Origin of the sequence: Aquirufa beregesia, assembly GCF_011090385.1 — a bacterium.
In the GTDB taxonomy this organism is placed as follows: domain Bacteria; phylum Bacteroidota; class Bacteroidia; order Cytophagales; family Spirosomataceae; genus Aquirufa; species Aquirufa beregesia.
In genome coordinates, this window is the sequence record NZ_SEWW01000004.1 from 205,065 (window position 1) to 223,356 (window position 18,292).

13 protein-coding genes are annotated in these 18,292 nt (G+C 38.9%); 11 read left to right on the top strand and 2 right to left on the bottom strand.

Going from position 1 to position 18,292, the window contains the following annotated elements:
* Positions 1-39 precede the first annotated feature (39 nt).
* Complete coding sequence (gene pdhA / locus EWU23_RS08175) at positions 40-1,050, top strand: pyruvate dehydrogenase (acetyl-transferring) E1 component subunit alpha (RefSeq protein ID WP_166230649.1); 1,011 nt, start codon at positions 40-42, stop codon at positions 1,048-1,050.
* A gap of 74 nt (positions 1,051-1,124) precedes the next feature.
* Here pdhA and uvrB read toward each other — a convergent pair whose 3' ends face one another.
* Positions 1,125-3,149 (bottom strand): excinuclease ABC subunit UvrB, encoded by a 2,025-nt coding sequence (gene uvrB, locus EWU23_RS08180; RefSeq protein WP_166230651.1) that lies wholly within the window; start codon positions 3,147-3,149, stop codon positions 1,125-1,127.
* A gap of 75 nt (positions 3,150-3,224) precedes the next feature.
* Between uvrB and EWU23_RS08185 the strand changes: the two genes are divergently transcribed.
* The 3 genes from EWU23_RS08185 (at position 3,225) to mazG (ending at position 5,935) form a co-directional block, all read left to right on the top strand.
* Entirely contained in the window at positions 3,225-4,091 is an 867-nt protein-coding gene (locus tag EWU23_RS08185) for a glycoside hydrolase family 16 protein (RefSeq protein ID WP_317164304.1), read from the top strand.
* 211 nt (positions 4,092-4,302) lie between these two features.
* On the top strand, positions 4,303-5,133 hold the full coding sequence (locus EWU23_RS08190; protein WP_166230653.1) for a glycoside hydrolase family 16 protein: 831 nt from the start codon (positions 4,303-4,305) through the stop codon (positions 5,131-5,133).
* 1 nt (position 5,134) lies between these two features.
* Positions 5,135-5,935, top strand: coding sequence for a nucleoside triphosphate pyrophosphohydrolase (mazG, locus tag EWU23_RS08195; RefSeq protein ID WP_235942178.1), 801 nt, complete (start codon positions 5,135-5,137; stop codon positions 5,933-5,935).
* Positions 5,936-5,986: 51 nt separating this feature from the next.
* Here mazG and EWU23_RS08200 read toward each other — a convergent pair whose 3' ends face one another.
* A complete protein-coding gene (locus EWU23_RS08200; protein ID WP_166230657.1) occupies positions 5,987-7,135 on the bottom strand; it encodes an aldose epimerase family protein in 1,149 nt (382 codons plus the stop codon).
* 147 nt (positions 7,136-7,282) lie between these two features.
* Between EWU23_RS08200 and rpsA the strand changes: the two genes are divergently transcribed.
* The 7 genes from rpsA to EWU23_RS08235 all read left to right on the top strand — a co-directional run bounded on the left by rpsA (position 7,283) and on the right by EWU23_RS08235 (position 18,010).
* Positions 7,283-9,115 carry a 30S ribosomal protein S1 gene (rpsA, locus tag EWU23_RS08205; protein WP_166230659.1) on the top strand — a complete coding sequence of 611 codons (1,833 nt, stop codon included), beginning with the start codon at positions 7,283-7,285 and terminating at the stop codon, positions 9,113-9,115.
* Positions 9,116-9,350: 235 nt separating this feature from the next.
* Positions 9,351-10,784, top strand: coding sequence for a Gfo/Idh/MocA family protein (locus tag EWU23_RS08210; RefSeq protein WP_166230661.1), 1,434 nt, complete (start codon positions 9,351-9,353; stop codon positions 10,782-10,784).
* Positions 10,785-10,864: 80 nt separating this feature from the next.
* The gene (locus EWU23_RS08215; protein ID WP_166230663.1) at positions 10,865-11,374 is read left to right on the top strand and encodes a cupin domain-containing protein; all 510 of its coding nucleotides are present in this window, start codon (positions 10,865-10,867) and stop codon (positions 11,372-11,374) included.
* Between the two features lie 116 nt (positions 11,375-11,490).
* Entirely contained in the window at positions 11,491-12,090 is a 600-nt protein-coding gene (locus EWU23_RS08220) for a TetR/AcrR family transcriptional regulator (protein ID WP_166230665.1), read from the top strand.
* Position 12,091: 1 nt separating this feature from the next.
* Entirely contained in the window at positions 12,092-13,432 is a 1,341-nt protein-coding gene (locus EWU23_RS08225) for a TolC family protein (protein ID WP_235942179.1), read from the top strand.
* A 21-nt stretch (positions 13,433-13,453) separates the two neighbouring features.
* A complete protein-coding gene (locus EWU23_RS08230; RefSeq protein ID WP_166230668.1) occupies positions 13,454-14,566 on the top strand; it encodes an efflux RND transporter periplasmic adaptor subunit in 1,113 nt (370 codons plus the stop codon).
* A 75-nt stretch (positions 14,567-14,641) separates the two neighbouring features.
* On the top strand, positions 14,642-18,010 hold the full coding sequence (locus EWU23_RS08235) for an efflux RND transporter permease subunit (protein ID WP_235942185.1): 3,369 nt from the start codon (positions 14,642-14,644) through the stop codon (positions 18,008-18,010).
* Positions 18,011-18,292: the final 282 nt, after the last annotated feature.

An 18,292-nucleotide genomic window follows, 5' to 3' on the forward strand; every position in this document is an offset into this window, starting at 1 on the left:
TCCCTATTCGACTAAGCAAATGAATTTTTGAATAATATTATGGCAAAGAAAGAAACAAAAGCTCCTAAGTATTCGAAAGAGACCTATCGTTATTGGTATGAGTCGATGCAATTGCAACGTAAGTTTGAAGAAAAGTGTGGTCAATTGTACGGAATGCAAAAAATCAAAGGCTTTTGCCACTTGTATATTGGACAGGAGGCTTGTTCTTCAGGTTCAAAATCGGCTTTAAAAGAAGGAGATAAATACATTACCGCTTACCGTGATCACGGTATTCCATTGGCTTTAGGAACTTCACCAAACGCTATTATGGCCGAGTTATACGGTAAAATTACAGGAGCCTCTAAAGGTAAAGGTGGATCGATGCACATCTTTGATAAGCGTGTAGGATTTGTGGGTGGTCACGGAATTGTGGGTGCTCAGATTCCTTTGGGAGCAGGATTGGGATTTGCTGAGAAATACAACAAAACAGGAAATTTAGCCGTTTGCTATTTTGGTGATGGTGCGGTTCGTCAAGGATCTTTGCATGAGACTTTCAACATTGCCATGACCTGGAAAATACCTGTGATTTTTGTGGTGGAGAACAATGGTTATGCTATGGGTACTTCGGTGGCTAGGACATCCAATGTGACCGATTTATATACCATTGGGGAAGCATACGATATGCCATCTGAACCAGTAGATGCCATGGATGTGGAGGCTGTTCACGAGGCGGTTTCTCGTGCAGCGGCTAGAGCACGTGCAGGTGAAGGACCTACTTTCTTAGAATTTAGAACATACCGTTACCGTGGTCACTCCATGTCGGATCCCCAAAAATACCGTTCTAAAGAGGAAGTAGAAGCTTACAAGGAGCGTGATCCAATTGAGCAAGTTAAAATGACCATTTTAGAAAATAACATCTTGACTCAAGCAGAATTAGATGAGATTGATGCCAAGATCAAAATTCAAGTGCAAGAATCGGTAGAATTTGCTGAAAATTCTCCATTCCCGTCTAAAGAAGAGGCATACAAAGATGTATATGTTCAAGAAGATTATCCATTTATTGAGGAATAAAAATCTTTAAATCTTTCCAATCAATGCCCGAAGAGATTCGGGCATTTTTTTTGAATAATAGGTATTGATGTAGCTTATTTTTCTGAAATAAGTTTTTCTACTGCCAAAAGCTCATCTCTAAATTTAGCTGCCAATGGGAAGTCCATCTCTTTGGCAGCCTTTTCCATTTCTTTTCTGATGCTGTCTCGTTGTTTGACCAAGTCACCTTTCGACATATAGGCAAGCAGTGGATCTGCTGCTGCCAGTTTTTCTTCGGGTTGAATCAAGTAATTTTTATTCGGTTTGGCCATGCGGTCTGCAATGGAAGTTTGTTCCAATATCTCATCATGGCTACGCCAAATGGTTTTAGGAGTAATGCCATGGGTCTCATTGTATTCCATTTGAATGGCTCTTCTGCGATTGGTTTCTGAAATCGCTTTTTCCATGGAGCCCGTAATCCGATCGGCATACATCAATACCTTACCATTTTCATTTCTAGCAGCTCTACCGATGGTTTGGATTAATGAACGAATATCACGTAAGAAGCCTTCTTTATCTGCATCCATGATAGCCACTAAGGATACTTCAGGCAAGTCAAGGCCCTCTCGGAGTAGGTTGACGCCCACCAATACATCAAATACCCCGAGTCTCAGTTCTCGTAATATTTCTACCCGTTCCAAAGACTTAATTTCTGAGTGGATGTATCGACCTTTTACCCCAACACGATCTAGGTATTTAGAAAGTTCTTCGGCCATTCTTTTAGTCAATGTGGTGATGAGGACCCTTTCCTTTTTCTTGACACGATCATAAATTTCGTCCAATAAATCATCAATTTGATTTTTGGTAGGCCGCACTTCAATCATGGGATCCAAGAGGCCAGTAGGTCGGATAATTTGTTCTACTACTACACCTTCAGACCGACGTAATTCATAGTCGGACGGAGTAGCTGAAACAAAAATCGTTTGACTAATAATATCTTCAAATTCTTGAAAGGTTAGTGGGCGGTTATCCATGGCAGAGGGCAGCCTAAAACCATATTCCACCAAGGATTCCTTTCGGGAACGGTCGCCACCCCACATGGCTTTAATTTGAGGCATGGTCGCATGACTTTCATCCACCACCATTAGGAAATCATCTGGGAAAAAGTCAAGTAAGCAGAAAGGTCTTTGACCTGCTTTTCTTTGGTCAAAATACCTAGAGTAATTCTCTATACCGGAACAATAACCCAGCTCCCGCATCATTTCCAGATCAAATTCTGTTCTTTGTTTGATTCGCTCTGCTTCTAGGAGCCGGCCTTCCGATTCAAAATGTTTGATTTGGGCAACTAAGTCGGCCTGTATGAAGGATATAGCTTGATTTAAGGTTTCTCTACCTGTAACAAATAGGTTGGCAGGAAATACAGCTACCATTTTTTCTGCTGAGATTTTTTTGCCCGTCCAAGGATCTATTCGATGTATTTCTTCTATTTCATCTCCAAAAAAGATGAAGCGATAGCCAAAGTCGGCATAAGCCAAAAAGATATCTACCGTATCTCCTTTTACCCTGAAAGTCCCTCTTAAAAATTCACCTTCTGTACGGGCATACAATATTTCCACTAAACGGAATAGGAATTGATTTCTGGAAATGGTTTCCCCTACTCCAATTCTCAAAATGGAATTACGGTATTCATCCGGATTCCCCATACCATAAATACAGGACACTGAAGCAATGACAATAATATCTCTCCTTCCAGACATCAAAGAAGAGGTGGTAGCTAGGCGCAGTTTTTCAATTTCTTGATTGATGGAAAGGTCTTTTTCTATGTAAGTCCCGGTGGTTGGAATGAAAGCCTCGGGTTGGTAATAGTCGTAATAGGAAATAAAATACTCTACCGCATTTTCTGGAAAAAATGATTTGAACTCCCCATATAATTGAGCGGCAAGGGTTTTATTGTGGCTTAGAATGAGCGTCGGCCTATTTATCTGTTGAATGACATTGGCAATCGTAAACGTTTTACCTGAACCCGTTACTCCCAAAAGAGTTTGGGCCGCTTCATTTTTATTTACCCCTTCCACTAATTGTTGTATGGCGGTGGGTTGGTCACCCGTGGGTTGGTAAGAAGATGTTAATTTGAAGTCCATAGAAAGGCAGGTAAAATCGAGGTTCAAATTAGGTATTTTGAGCTGATTCTCCTTAATTTAAATTTAAAATAGTCGATGATGCAAAAACGATTTTTTTTATTCTCGGGATTAGTCTTACTAATCTTTTTGGCATGTAAGCAAGGTTCTGTGGCACCTGAACCTTTAAATATTCAAGACATAAAGCCAATTCCTGCCAAGGAATATAGCTTTACAGAAAAACCTATTTGGGCGGATGAGTTTGATCAACCTGGTTTGCCTGATGATAAAATTTGGTCCTATGATGTTGGGGGCTCTGGTTGGGGAAATAATGAGCTTCAATATTATACCCAAGCAGATTTGGATAATGCTCATGTAGAAAATGGGATATTGACTATTGAGGCTAAAAAGGAAAGTTATGAGGGGAAGAATTATACTTCAGCTAGGCTAGTCACCAAAGGTAAAAAAGATTTTTTATATGGTCGGATAGAAGTACGAGCCAAATTACCAGCGGGTCGAGGGAATTGGCCAGCTATCTGGACATTAGCTAGTCAATCGGATTATGGTCAAACATATTGGCCAGATAATGGAGAGATTGATATCATGGAACATGTGGGTTATGATCCGGGTGTGGTTCATGCCACAGTACACACAAAATCATTTAATCATGTATTGAATACACAGAAAGCAGGAATTATTCAGGTGCCGGATTTTGATCAGGCATTTCATGTGTATCGCATTGATTGGACACCAGAATACATTAAAGCGTTTATTGATGGTAGGGAATATTTCACCTTTCAAAATTCGGGGAAAGGTTGGCAAGAATGGCCTTTTGATAAAAAGCAGCATTTGTTGTTAAACATCGCCGTAGGAGGAAATTGGGGTGGTCAAAAAGGCGTTGATGAATCGCTTTTCCCTGCCAAGTTGTGGATAGATTATGTGCGAGTTTATGGATTGAAACCATGATTTTTCCCCAACGCTGGCAAGGTTCCAAACCTTGACAGCGTTAGGGCTAGAACGTTTTTTTTGGCAAAATAATTGCACATTTTTCATCAACTAACTGATAATAAGACATTGTCATTCTTTTAAAGCGTACTAGCTTTGATTGAAATTAATTGTCGAGCAATTTAATTACATATGAGAAAGGTAAATCATAAATTTCTCCTTGGGTTTTGATATGAAAATTTGCGTAAAATTCTGGCTATTGGGTATCTTATTTAGTCTTTTTTCATGTCAAATCACCGAAACAGAACCTGAAAACATGAATGAATTTACAGAGAATCCTATCTGGGAGGATAATTTTGATATCGATGGTTTGCCAGATGCAAGTCGTTGGGATTATCAAGTGGGAGGAACTGGTTGGGGAAATAATGAATTACAATATTATACTAATGCAGATATAGATAATGTACGTGTCAATGGAGGCGTGCTGACTATCGAAGCCAGAAAGGAACGGCTTTTTGGGAAAAATTATACATCTACAAGACTTGTGACGCATGATAAGTTAAATTTTCTTTATGGCCGTGTCGTTGTTCGTGCCAAATTACCTGCTGGTAGAGGAACATGGCCAGCCATCTGGATGCTATCATCAGAGAACAAATATGACCCCACTAATATCCCCAATAATGGAGAAATTGATATTATGGAACATGTTGGGTATGATCCTGGTCAAGTTCATTCGGTGATTCATCGATATAATTCTAATAAAGGATTAGTTCCTTATCCTGAATCCATTATTCAAGTACCTGATTTTAATACCGCATTTCATGAATACCGCATGGATTGGACGCCCGAATACATTAAAACATTTTTGGATGGAAAGGAGACTTTGAGTTTTGAAAATTCGGGAAAAGGTTGGCAAGATTGGCCATTTGACCAAAAGATGTATTTACTGCTGAATATTGCTGTTGGTGGGAGTTGGGGAGGTTTGAAGGGAGTAGATGATACGATTTTCCCTGCCAAAATGGAAGTGGATTATGTGCGAATATATGAATACAAACAACGATAATATGAGATACCCAGAGGCTGCGGAGGCATTCGATAGATTATTATGCATCATGGATGATTTAAGGGAAAAGTGCCCTTGGGATCGGAAGCAGACCATGGATACTTTACGCCATCTGACAATAGAGGAAACCTATGAATTGTCAGATGCCATTTTGGATGGAGATCAAATGGAGGTTAAAAAGGAAATAGGGGATTTGTTTTTGCATTTGGTCTTTTACAGTAAAATTGGTTCAGAAAATCAAGCTTTTGATGTCAAAGATGTGTTAGATAGCATTGCTGAAAAGTTAATTTCCAGGCATCCGCATATTTATGGAGATGCCAAAGCTGATACCGAGGAGGAAGTGAAAGCTAATTGGGAGACTTTAAAGTTAAAAGAAGGAAATGAGTCTGTTTTGTCGGGTGTGCCAAGTTCATTGCCAGCCTTAGTTAAAGCGATGCGTATCCAAGAAAAAGCAAGAGGTGCTGGTTTTGATTGGGAAGAAAAGGAGCAAGTTTGGGCCAAAGTAGAAGAAGAATTAGAGGAGTTTAAAGAAGTATTTGTCGGGAAAGAATTGTCTTTGGGACAAAAAGAGGAGGCAGAAGGTGAGCTGGGTGATTTGATATTTAGTTTGGTCAATTTTGCTAGGTTTATTGACATCAATCCAGAAACGGCCGTTGAACGCACCAATCGAAAGTTTATATATCGATTTCAATATTTGGAAAAGAAAGCAAAAGAAGCGGGAAAAAGCCTATCCGAAATGACTTTGGCAGAAATGGATGTGTATTGGGAAGAGGCTAAAAAAGCAACGCTGTCAAGGTTTTAAACCTTGACAGCGTTAAGCTAACGAATGAGATTCGATAAATAGTATGCCTTATTAATGAGTAAACTGATAAACTGTTTTACTTGCATAAGTTTCACCAGGACGTAAAACAGTGCTCGGGAAACTTGGATGATTGGGAGAATCTGGGAAATGCTCTGTTTCTAAACAAAAGCCCATTCTTTTGGTATAACTGACACCATATTTGCCCGCATAAGTACCATTTAAAAAGTTGCCTGTATAAAATTGTGTAGCAGGTTCTGAAGTGGATAATTCTACACTTCTACCTGAAACGGGGTCTGTTACCTTTCCAACTTTGGCAAAAACACCTGAAGCTTTATCAAATACAACACAGTGGTCATAACCGCCTCCGCGTTTAATTTGAATATCATCCGCATCTACTCGTTCAGATATAAGGTGTGGTTTTAAAAAATCAAAAGCTCCACCTTTCACGTCGAGTAGTTCGCCCGTAGGGATTAAGGTTTCATCTACTGCCACTAATTTAGTTGCATTTAACTGAACTTGATGGCCTGTAATATCTCTTTTGGCATTACCAGATAAATTAAAATACGTATGATTACTTAAATTAAGTACGGTGGCTTTGTCGGTTGTGGCTTTATATTCAATACCTAATTCGTTCTTAGGACTTAATGTATAAGTGACTTGAACTTGTAAGTTTCCAGGATAACCTTCTTCTCCGTCTTTGGATAAGTACGATAGGACTAATTTGGAACCTTTCTCATCGCCTTCTGCGGCCAGGACCTTCCAGACTACTTTATCAAAGCCTACTTTACCGCCATGAAGGTGATTTCCCATGTTTTGGGTGTATAACTCATAATTTTTGCCATCTAAACTGAATTTCCCTTTCGCAATTCGATTACCATATCTTCCAATGATGGCCCCAAAATAGGGAGAGCCTTTTTCATATTCTTGAAGAGTCTCGTAACCTAAGACAACATCTTCTACTTGATTGTTTTTATCAGGGCATAGAATTTTGGTGATGATTCCTCCGTAATTCATGATCTGAACTTCCATGCCAGATGTGTTTTTTAATGTATAGAGGGTGACAGATTCTCCGGCTTGTGTTTTACCGAATGGTTTGGATGTAAGGGACATAGGGCCTTTAATAGGTTTTGCGAATAAAGAAATAGATAAAATTTGAGTACAAAGGAAGGCAATTAGAAGCCAAATGGCGATTTTTTTCATGTTGTTATGGTCTTGAGGCTTCTAATTTAAGGAATTCAGTTGAATTTGAAATTATTTTATTTATCTTTGCACCCCGTTTAAAAATTAATTATTAATCTTAATTTCAGCATGTTAGCCCAGCATGTTGATGTATCTAGGGCAAAAATTATGTCTAATAAACAAAAAGAGTTCGACTGGGATCAGATCGATGGTAAAGGTTTCGGTGGCAATTACACTGCTGAGCAAAAGAAACAAATGGAAGCAGCCATTGAGGCTACTTTGAATTCGGTTACTGAGAAGGAAGTGGTGAAAGGTATTGTGGTGAGCAAAACAGACCGTGAAGTTATTGTAAACATTGGATTCAAATCTGACGGTTTGGTATCTGCTTCTGAGTTTCGTGATATGCCGGATTTGAAGGCAGGTGATGAAGTAGAAGTATATATTGAAAACCAAGAAGATTCAAACGGCCAATTGATTCTTTCTCGTAAGCTTGCGAAAGTGATGGGAGCTTGGATCAACATTGAGCGTGCTTTAGAAGAAGATACCATCATCAATGGTTTTGTAAAGCGTCGTACCAAAGGTGGTTTGATCGTAGATATTTTTGGAATCGAGGCTTTCTTGCCAGGTTCTCAAATTGATGTTAAGCCTATCCGTGATTTTGACATTTTTGTTGGTAAGAACATGGAGGTTAAAGTGGTTAAGATTAACCATACAAATGACAACGTAGTTGTTTCTCATAAAGTATTGATCGAAAAAGATCTTGAGGAGCAGCGTCAATTAATCTTGAATAACTTAGAAAAGGGTCAAGTATTAGAAGGTGTAATCAAAAACATGACTAATTTCGGTGTGTTCATCGATTTAGGTGGTGTAGATGGTTTATTGCACATTACAGATATCTCATGGGGTCGTATCAACCACCCTCAAGAGGTGTTGAAATTAGATCAGAAGATCCAAGTTGTTGTTTTAGATTTCGACGAGAACAAGAAGCGTATTTCTTTAGGAATGAAGCAGTTACAAGCTCATCCTTGGGAAGCATTAGCTGTTGATGTTGAAGTTGGCTCTAAGGTAAAAGGTAAGATTGTTAACGTAGCAGATTACGGTGCATTCTTAGAAGTTTTATCAGGTGTTGAAGGTTTAATCCACGTGTCAGAAATGTCATGGTCTCAGCACTTACGTAATCCTCAAGATTTCTTGAAAGTTGGCGATGAAATGGAAGCCGTTGTGTTGACATTGGATCGTGCTGAGCGCAAGATGTCTTTAGGTATTAAGCAATTAACAGAAGATCCTTGGACTAAAACTGATTTATTGTCTAAATATGCTGTAGGTACTAAGCACAAAGGTACTGTTCGTAACTTGACTAACTTTGGTTTATTCCTTGAGTTAGAAGAAGGTATTGACGGTCTTGTTCACGTATCTGACTTATCTTGGACTAAGAAAATCAAGCATCCATCTGAGTTTGTGAAAGTTGGAGATTCATTAGATGTTATCGTAATCGAATTAGATGCTGATAACCGTCGTTTGGCTCTTGGTCACAAACAATTAGAAGAAAACCCTTGGGATACATTTGAAAGTGTATTCACAGTAGGTTCTTCTCACAAAGCTACTATCATCTCTAAAAATGATAAAATGGCTGTGTTAGAATTGCCATACGGTATTGAAGGTTTATCTCCATTGAAGCAATTGACTAAAGCAGATGAGTCTGTAGCGGAAGTTGGTGAGGCTTTGGATTTCATCGTTACGGAATTCCAAAAAGATGATCGTAAGATTATTCTTTCTCACACACGTACTTTCACTGCGCCAACTGCAGAGGAAACAGCAGCAGCTGCTAAGCCTGAAAAGAAAAAGGCAGCCGCTAAGTCTTCAGAAAAGACAACAGTAACAGCTGAAAAATCTACTATGGGTGATATCGGAGCTTTATCTGCCTTGAAAGAGCAGATGGAAGGTGCTGAGCGTGCTCAAGCGATCAAAAAATTGGAGAAAAAATCCAAGAAAGCTGAATAAGTAAATTAAGGTTTGCTGGAAGGGGTTTGCGAAAGCAAGCCCCTTTTTTTATGCCAAAGAATTTTATGGTTCAAATCATCAGTTTGATAAATGAACGGAATTAGTAAAATATCAAGAAATAGATTTGTCATTTGAAGTTTTTTTGACAATTTTACTAGGCTAAATATAGATTTGTCAACGTTTCAAACGTTGACAAATCTTTGATAATTAATAACCTTTAAAACTAGCAAATACTATGAGTAATCATTCTAGACGAGATTTTATTAAAAATGCGTCTGTCGCAGCTGCCTCGTTTTACATTGTCCCACGCCATGTACTTGGAAAAGGATATCAAGCACCATCCGATAAATTAAACATTATGGGAATTGGTGGCGGAGGAAAAGGATATAGTGATATCATGAACTCCTACAATAAAGGCGCTGAAAACATCGTCGCCATTGTAGATGTAGATGACCGTCAAGTTGCTAGAATTAAAAAGGACTTACCTAAAGCCAATTATTATAAAGACTTCCGTGCTGCCTTAGATAAAGAAGGTAATAATATAGATGCAGTCATCGTATCTACTCCTGACCATACGCACGCAACGATAGCCATGGAAGCCATGCGCCGTAAGAAGCACGTATATGTTCAGAAGCCTTTGGCTCACGATATTTATGAGGCACGTATCATCGCAGAAAAAGCCAGAGAAATGCAAGTGGTTACCCAAATGGGAAATCAAGGTTCCTCAGGTGATGGTGTTAGAACCATGATCGAATGGTTTGACGGTGGTGTGATTGGAAAAGTACACTCGGTTCAGGTTTGGACAAACCGTCCCGTTTGGCCTCAAGGTATCAAATACCCAAGTGCTGGATTTGAAGTACCTAAAGAATTGGATTGGGATTTATGGTTAGGACCTGCCAAATACCGTGAGTATAATCCAGCTTTATTGCCATTCAAATGGAGAGGTTGGTGGGATTATGGTACCGGTGCTTTGGGAGATATGGGTTGTCACCTATTAGATCCTCCATTTAAAGTATTGGGTATCCGTGATGCCATTGATGTGGAATGCTCTGTAGGATCCGTATTCTTGAATGATTGGGTTCCTGAGTGGATTCCAGAAGGATGCCCTCCTTCGTCTATGGTGACTTTACACTATGGTGCTACCAAGCGTAATCCATCTCCTGTAACCTTAACGTGGTATGATGGTGGTTTGCGTGCTCCTCATCCAGAAGGTATTCCATCAACAGATACTATTGGAGATCCAGATGGAAGTAATGGTGTAATCTTGATTGGTTCTAAAGGAATCATGACTTGCGGAACGTATGGTATGTATCCTAAAGTTTATAAAAATGGTAAGCAAGTGCCAGCAGAAGAACTTCCAAAAGCCAAATTACCTCGCGTAGTAGGGGGTGATGGTGGACATAATACCCAGTGGGTAGAGGCTTGTAAAGCAGGCTTTGGTAAGATGGAAGTGAGCTCTCCTTTTGACTATGCTGGGCCATTTACTGAATCCGTTTTGATGGGTAATTTAGCCATTCGTTCATATATGCTTCGTGAAGGCGAAGGTAGAACAGCTAAATACATTGGTCGTCAGAAATTGAATTGGGATGCTACTAATATGCGCGTTACCAATTTTGAAGCAGCGAATCAGTTCGTAAGAAGAGAGTATCGCGCTGGCTGGACTTTGTAATAAGTTTTTTATATCATTGTGATGAAAGGACGGGTTAATTCCCGTCCTTTTTTTATTTTTGCCTACCCAAAATCTCTCTTATGAAATTCGACTCCAATCTCCACAAATTAGCTGTTTTACAAGAAGTACAAACCTATATTGAAGAGGCAGGATATCGAATCGTGGATCAAGATTTTACCAGACCTTGGGGTGGATTTTTTGTGTTGGATGAAAGCCAAGTAGGCCATTTTGTATCTCAATATTTCCCCCAATTGAGCCTCGATGACATTCAAATTACCCAGAAACTCAGCCCTAAATTTTTAGTGGTTGCCCCTCATCAACGCCTATCTTGGCAATACCATTTTCGTCGGGCAGAAATTTGGACGGTCGTTCATGGCCCCATTGGTGTAGCCATATCATCTACTGATGAACAAGGGGATTATGATGTTTATCAAGAAGGAGACATCATTGAATTACCCACAGGTCAAAGACACCGGCTGATTGGATTGGTACAATGGGGATTAGTGGCGGAAATTTGGCAACATACCGATTTGGCTCATCCTTCGGATGAATCAGACATCGTTCGTTTGCAGGACGACTTTGGTCGATAAACCCAGCGCCATTCATCATTTATCCAAACCGATAATCTAAAAATAATGCTAAAAACTTTGTAGTACTTAAAAGTTTCCTTAGTTTTACGCTCTCGATTTTAAATAAAGTTACGGGCATGAAATGTAGAATACTTGAAAAGGGGGCAGAATTGTACTTTCGATACGGTGTAAGATCCGTAACGATGGACACGATTGCTTCAGAATTGGGCATTTCTAAAAAAACGATTTATCAACATTTTCCTGATAAGGATGCCATGGTATACCAGGTATTGGAATCTTTTATTCAAAATGATCAGTGTAAATGGGAAGATTTGAATAAAAACTCCAAGGATGTGATTCATAAAACCTTGCAATCGCTAGAAATTATGAAGACCACTTTGTCTGAAATGAATCCTCGCCTAATGTTTGAAGTGAAGAAATATTTCCCTAAGGCATATGAATTATTTACTAAGTATAAAGAGGATTGCATCATGAATTCCCTCAAAGTCGATTTGAAAACAGGCATAGAGCAAGGGTACTTCCGCCCAGAAATTGAAGTGGAATTAATTGCACGACTTCGCATGGGAGAGGTGGATTTATCTTTTGATCCTAACTTTTATTCACATAGTAAACTGTCATTATTTGATACACAACAACTTTTATTGGATCATTTTATGCGAGGTATTCTCACAGAAAAAGGTCTTTCTCTCTACTTATCTTACCAAAATAACAACTAACATGATTCGCCAAAAACTCAATTTTATCGGGCTATTTTGTTTCTTGTCATTGACGGGTATGGCTCAAAGTTTCAGTCTTAAAGAGGCTGTTGATTATGCCATCATTCACCATGTACAAGTGAAAAATAGTAATTTGGATTTGCAGAATGCAAGTGCAAAAATTAATGAAATTAAAGCTATCGGTTTACCTCAAGTGAATGGAGGGGTTACATATACCAATAACTTAATCATTCAAAGGATGTTTATTCCTGCCAAAACATTTAATCCAAATGCCGCTGAAGGTGAAATCATCGCAGCAGAATTCGGGGTGAAGAATTCAGGTATGGCCAATGTCGGTTTAAGCCAATTGGTTTTCGATGGCACCTATTTACTAGGTTTGAAAGCTTCGGAAGTTTACAAAGAATTGTCGACTAAAAATTTGGTACAATCCAAGCAACAAGTGGCAGAAGGTGTCATGAAAGCCTATTACGGTATTTTAGTCAACGAGAAGCGTTTGCAGATTTTACAAGCCAATGTGGGTCGTTTGGATTCTTTATTAAAAGAGACCAGAGCGCTAAATAAGCAGGGTTTTGTAGAAAAAATTGATGTTCAGCGTTTGGAAGTGCAATCCAATAATCTAAAAACGGAATTGGACAATGTAATCCGTATTCAAGATTTGGGATATTCTTTATTGAAATTCCAAATGGGATACCCAATGGAAGAACCTATTCGTTTGTCGCTAACCCTAGAACAAGTGGATATGAAGTTTAATCCTATCGATGAAAACATGCCATTTAACTATGGAAACCGCATTGAATATTCCATTCTAAAAACACAAGAGGGATTGGCAGAATTGGATGTCCGTAGTCAAAAAGCAGGTTATTTGCCTCGACTATTGTTTAATTTGAGCTATGGCTTTACGACAGGTCGCAAAAACTTCGGAGATTTAATTAGTCAGCCTTGGTTCGACAATTCTACCTTAGGTTTTACCCTTCAAATTCCCATTTTTGATGGTTTCTCTAAGAAATATAAAACTATTCAGTCGCAGAATAACCTTCAAAAAGTCCGCCAGAGCTATGATTTAGTGAAGTCTTCTATTGATTTACAACGTAGCCAGTCCTTGATTACCTTGAAAAATTCATTGGAATCGTTGAAGGAGCAAAAAGCTAATTTGGATTTAGCCAATGAAATTTCTCGCGTGACTCGCGTGAAATACCAACAAGGCGTAGGTTCAAATTTAGAAGTGCTGAATGCTGAAACTTCCATCAAAGAATCTCAAGCCAATTATTTTACCTCCCTTTACAATGCCTTGATTGCTAAGGTAGAATTGGAAAAGGCCAACGGTACATTATATTCAGAATAACACGATTTTAACAAATATCATATGAAAAATCTTACCATTTTATTAACCGCTGTATTACTTGTTGCATCTTGCTCCAAGTCAGTAGATAAAAAACAAGAGTTAGCTGATTTGAAGAAGCAAGCTCAAGAAATTAATACTCAAATCGTTGCCATCGAAAAGGAGATTGGCAAAGAGAATCCAAAAACGGCTGAAAAAGTAGTTGCCGTAGGAGTAAGTCCTATTCAAGCTCAAACTTTCAACCACTTTGTGGAAGCTCAAGGTTCTGTATTGGCAGAAAATACCGTTTTAGTTAGTCCTCAAACAGCTGGAGCTATCCTTACTTTGCCTGTAGTGGCTGGTCAAACCATCAAAAAAGGACAATTGATTGCCACATTGGACAACAATATTTTGAAGGAATCTATGGAAGAAGTAAGACATCAATTGACTTTGGCCAAAATTCTTTTTGACAAACAAAAGTCATTGTGGGATCAACAAATTGGAACAGAAGTTCAGTATTTGAGTGCTAAGTCGAATAAAGAATCCTTGGAAAAACGCTTAGTTACCTTACAAGCTCAACTGTCTATGTCGAAAGTGATTGCTCCGATTTCTGGAACCATTGAAATTGTTCGTCAAAAAGCAGGTGAAATGGCTTCTCCAGGTTTACCCATCATACAAATTGTGAATTTAGGTAACTTGAAAGTGGCGGCTAAAATTTCTGATACCTATGTTGGATCTGTGAAAGTAGGTGATCCTATCGTGATTAAATTCCCAGATATTAACAAAGAAGTTAAGGCTCGAATTACATTGGTTTCTCAATTGGTGAACCCATTGTCTCGTACTTTTGATATCGAAGCACGTATTCCGAATGTAGGAAATGAATTAAAGCCAAATCAATTGGCGGTGATCAACATCAATGATGTTTCAAAAGCAAATGCCATTGTATTGGATGAAAATTTAATCCAAAAAACGGAAAAGGGAAATTTGATTTATGTGGCTGTTGATGAAGCTGGTAAGAAAGTAGCACGTGCACGTCAAGTGTCGATTGGCTTATCTTACAATGGTCAAGCCGAAATTACTTCTGGAATTAAAGCGGGAGACCAAATCATCACCCAAGGCTACCAAGATTTAGTTGACGGTCAAGCCATTTCATTCTAATCTGAAAGAATCCACAACATGGAAAAAAATATAAAAAACGAACAATTGCCCGAAGGAAAAGGACTAATCTATAATATGATAGAATGGTTAGGGCATAATCGTACGACCATTTACATCTTTACCTTCATCATTTTTGTGGCAGGTATAGGTATCTACAAACAATTGCCAAAAGAGCAATTCCCAGATATCGTAGTTCCGCAAATGGTGGTACAAACGGTATATGCAGGTACTACACCAACGGACATAGAAAATGTGATTAATAAGCCCATTGAAAAGCAATTAAAAGCAGTTACTGGGGTTAAAAGCGTTAAATCAAATGCTTTGCAGGATGTATCTGTGATCATCATTGAGTTCAATACCGATGTATCTGTACCTGTGGCTAAACAGCGTGTACAAGATGCCGTGGATAAGTCCATCGCAGATTTGCCTAAAGATTTGACTAGACAACCATCCGTGGCAGAGGTGAATTTTTCAGAATTCCCTATCATGAACATCAACATTGCGGGAGATTATCCTTTGGATAAATTGAAAAAATACGCAGAGGATTTGCAAGATGAAATTGAAGGAATGCCTGAAATTAATCGTGTAGATATCATTGGTGCTTTAAAACGTGAGGTTCAAATCAATTTGGATTTGGCGAAAATGCAGAGCTATGGTTTGACTTTCTACGATATACAATCGGTAGTACAAGGAGAAAATGTGAATATTTCAGGAGGAGAGCTTCCTGTAAATGGTGTGAGACGTGCCCTGCGTGTGACAGGAGAGTTCAAAAGCATGGAGCAATTGTCTAGCATCATCATTCGTTCGAGTACAGGTGCCGTAGTACGACTAAAAGACGTAGCTGATGTGCAAGATAGTTTTGAAGAGAAACAAGATTTTGCTCGCTTAAACAATAAGTCCGTTATTACATTAAACGTCATCAAACGTGCGGGGGCCAACTTAATTGATGCGGCTGATCGTATTGAAAAAACGATAGAAGATTACAAAGAAACACGTTTCCCAAGTGGTTTGACTGTTTCCATTACAGCGGATCAGTCGGAAAGAACTCGTGGAGATTTAGCGGATTTGATTAATACCGTTATCTTGGGTTTCGTTTTCGTAGTAATCGTATTGATGTTCTTCATGGGTGTGCGTGATGCTGCTTTTGTGGGATTATCTGTACCACTATCGGCCTTATTGACATTCTTATTCATGCCTGGCTTTGATTTTACTTTGAATACTATTGTGCTTTTCGCCTTCTTGTTGAGCTTAGGTATTGTGGTAGATGATGCCATTGTGGTGATTGAAAATGCCCACCGTTTGTTTAACAATTTCAAGAAATTGAGTATTGTCGAGGCGGTTAAATTAGCCGCTTCAGAAGTTTTTGTGCCAGTATTATCGGGTACATTAACCACCATTTCACCTTTCTTGCCATTATTATTCTGGCCAGGTATCGTCGGTGAATTCATGAAATTCTTGCCGATTACGTTAATCATTACCTTGTTTGCTTCTTTATTCGTAGCCTACGTGATGAATCCCGTATTTGCGATGTCATTCATGAAGCGTCATGATGAAGAGGTGAATGATGTGAAGAATCCTAAATTTTCAGATATTCGTAAGACTGTATTTGTCCTATTGAGTCTTACTTTAGGGGGCTATGTTTTAGGCTTCCAATTAGGTCATTTTGGATTCGGTAATTTCTTCCTATTTGCGGTAATTATTTATGTGTTCAATCACTTCGTGGTAACACCGAAATGGATTGTGCCTTTCCAAGATAAAACTTTACCAGCATTCAAGAATGCCTACCGTCGAGTGATATCATGGGTATTAGAAGGACCTAGACCTATTTATGCGGTATTGGCTTCTTTCGGTCTATTGGTATTCTCATTCATGTTATTTGGTATCGTGAAACCAAAGGTGATTTTCTTCCCTTCAGGTGATCCAGATTATGTCTATATCTATGCTAAAATGCCGATAGGAACGGATGCTGTGGTGACAGATTCCATGACCAAGGTGATTGAAGGCAGGGTATTTACTTTCTTGAAGAAAGAGCAAGCGATGAAAATTGTCAATTCCGTTATTTCCAACGTAGGTAAAAACGCGGGAGATCCGATGAATCCAGATCGTAGTGCTACTCCTCATAAAAGTAAAGTGACGATAGCGTTTGAGAAGGTTCAAATGCGTGGTGGATTGTCGACACAAGATTTATTGACTAAACTTCAAAACTCGTTCAAGACAAATCCTATTCCAGGAGTGGAAATGGCGATTGAGCGTGAAAGAAATGGTCCTCCAACAGGTAAGCCTATCTCCATTGAGATTTCGGGTGATGACTTTGGTGTATTATTGGATTTAGAGAAAAAAGTACTGAATACGATTCAAAAAGCAGGTGTCCAAGGTATCCAAGAGTTGAAGTCGGACTTAGTAACCAATAAGCCTGAAATTATCGTGGATGTGAATCGTGAGAAGGCCAGTAGAGAAGGTATTTCCTCAGCTCAAGTGGCCATGGCTATTCGTGGGGCATTGTTTGGTGTTGAAATTTCTAAATACCGTGACGTTAAAGATGAGTATCCAATTCAATTACGTTTGAAAGGTAACTCGAGAAATCAAATTGAAAAATTGCTTTCCATGAATATCACCTATCGTGATATGAATTCAGGAGGTTTATTGCGCCAAGTACCCTTGAGCTCCATAGCAGATATTCGTTATGCTTCTTCATTCAGCCAGATCAATCGTAAAAACCAAGAGCGTGTAGTAACCCTAGGTTCCGATGTGATTGAAGGCTATAATGCCAATGAGATTGTGGCGGAATTGAATAGTTTATTTGAAACTATGGAATTACCTCAAGGCTATAAGATTAAGATGGGTGGAGAGCAAGAGCAACAGCAAGAAACGGGTGCATTCTTAGGAATTGCTTTTATCTCGGCCTTGATTTTGATTTACTTAATCTTGGTGACCCAGTTTAACTCAGCAGTGAAACCTCTTATTATTTTCGCTACAATTTTACTTTCCTTAGTAGGGGTTATTTTAGGATTCCTAGCTTTTGGAATGACCTTCTCGGTATTGATGTCGGGAGTAGGTGTGATTGCTTTAGCAGGTATCGTAGTGAAAAATGGTATTCTTTTGATTGAGTTTATCGAGGAATTACGGTTCAAACGTGGATATGATTTGAAAGAAGCCATTATTGAAGGAGGAGGAATTCGTTTAACTCCGGTATTATTGACAGCGTCTGCGGCGGTTTTAGGTTTGATACCTTTGGCCTTAGGTTTGAGCATTGACTTTGCTGCCATGTTTACCGAATTGAATCCCCATATTTTCTTTGGATCAGATTCCGCAGTATTCTGGGGAATTTTAGCTTGGACTATTATTTTCGGTTTGACTTTCTCCACGGCATTAACATTGATTATCGTACCATGTATGTATTATTTGTCGGAACGTATCAAACAAAAACTCCGTAAAACAGCATAGTATTTTTTAAACATATATTTTGGGGATTAATGGAAAGACCTCGGACATTGTCCGAGGTCTTTTTGTTTCTTGGACGAATATGAGTTTGGGGTTCATTCCCCCTTTCGTAAAGACTCCATTTTGAGTCTGATTTAATATCAATTTCTTGGACAATATGATGGGAATTTCGATCGTTAAAACGCAACGCTGTCAAGGTTTTAAACCTTGACAGCGTTAAGGCTAGATACACCCACATAAATATTCGAATTAATCTCATTAAATTGAAAGTCTTAACACGCTTTC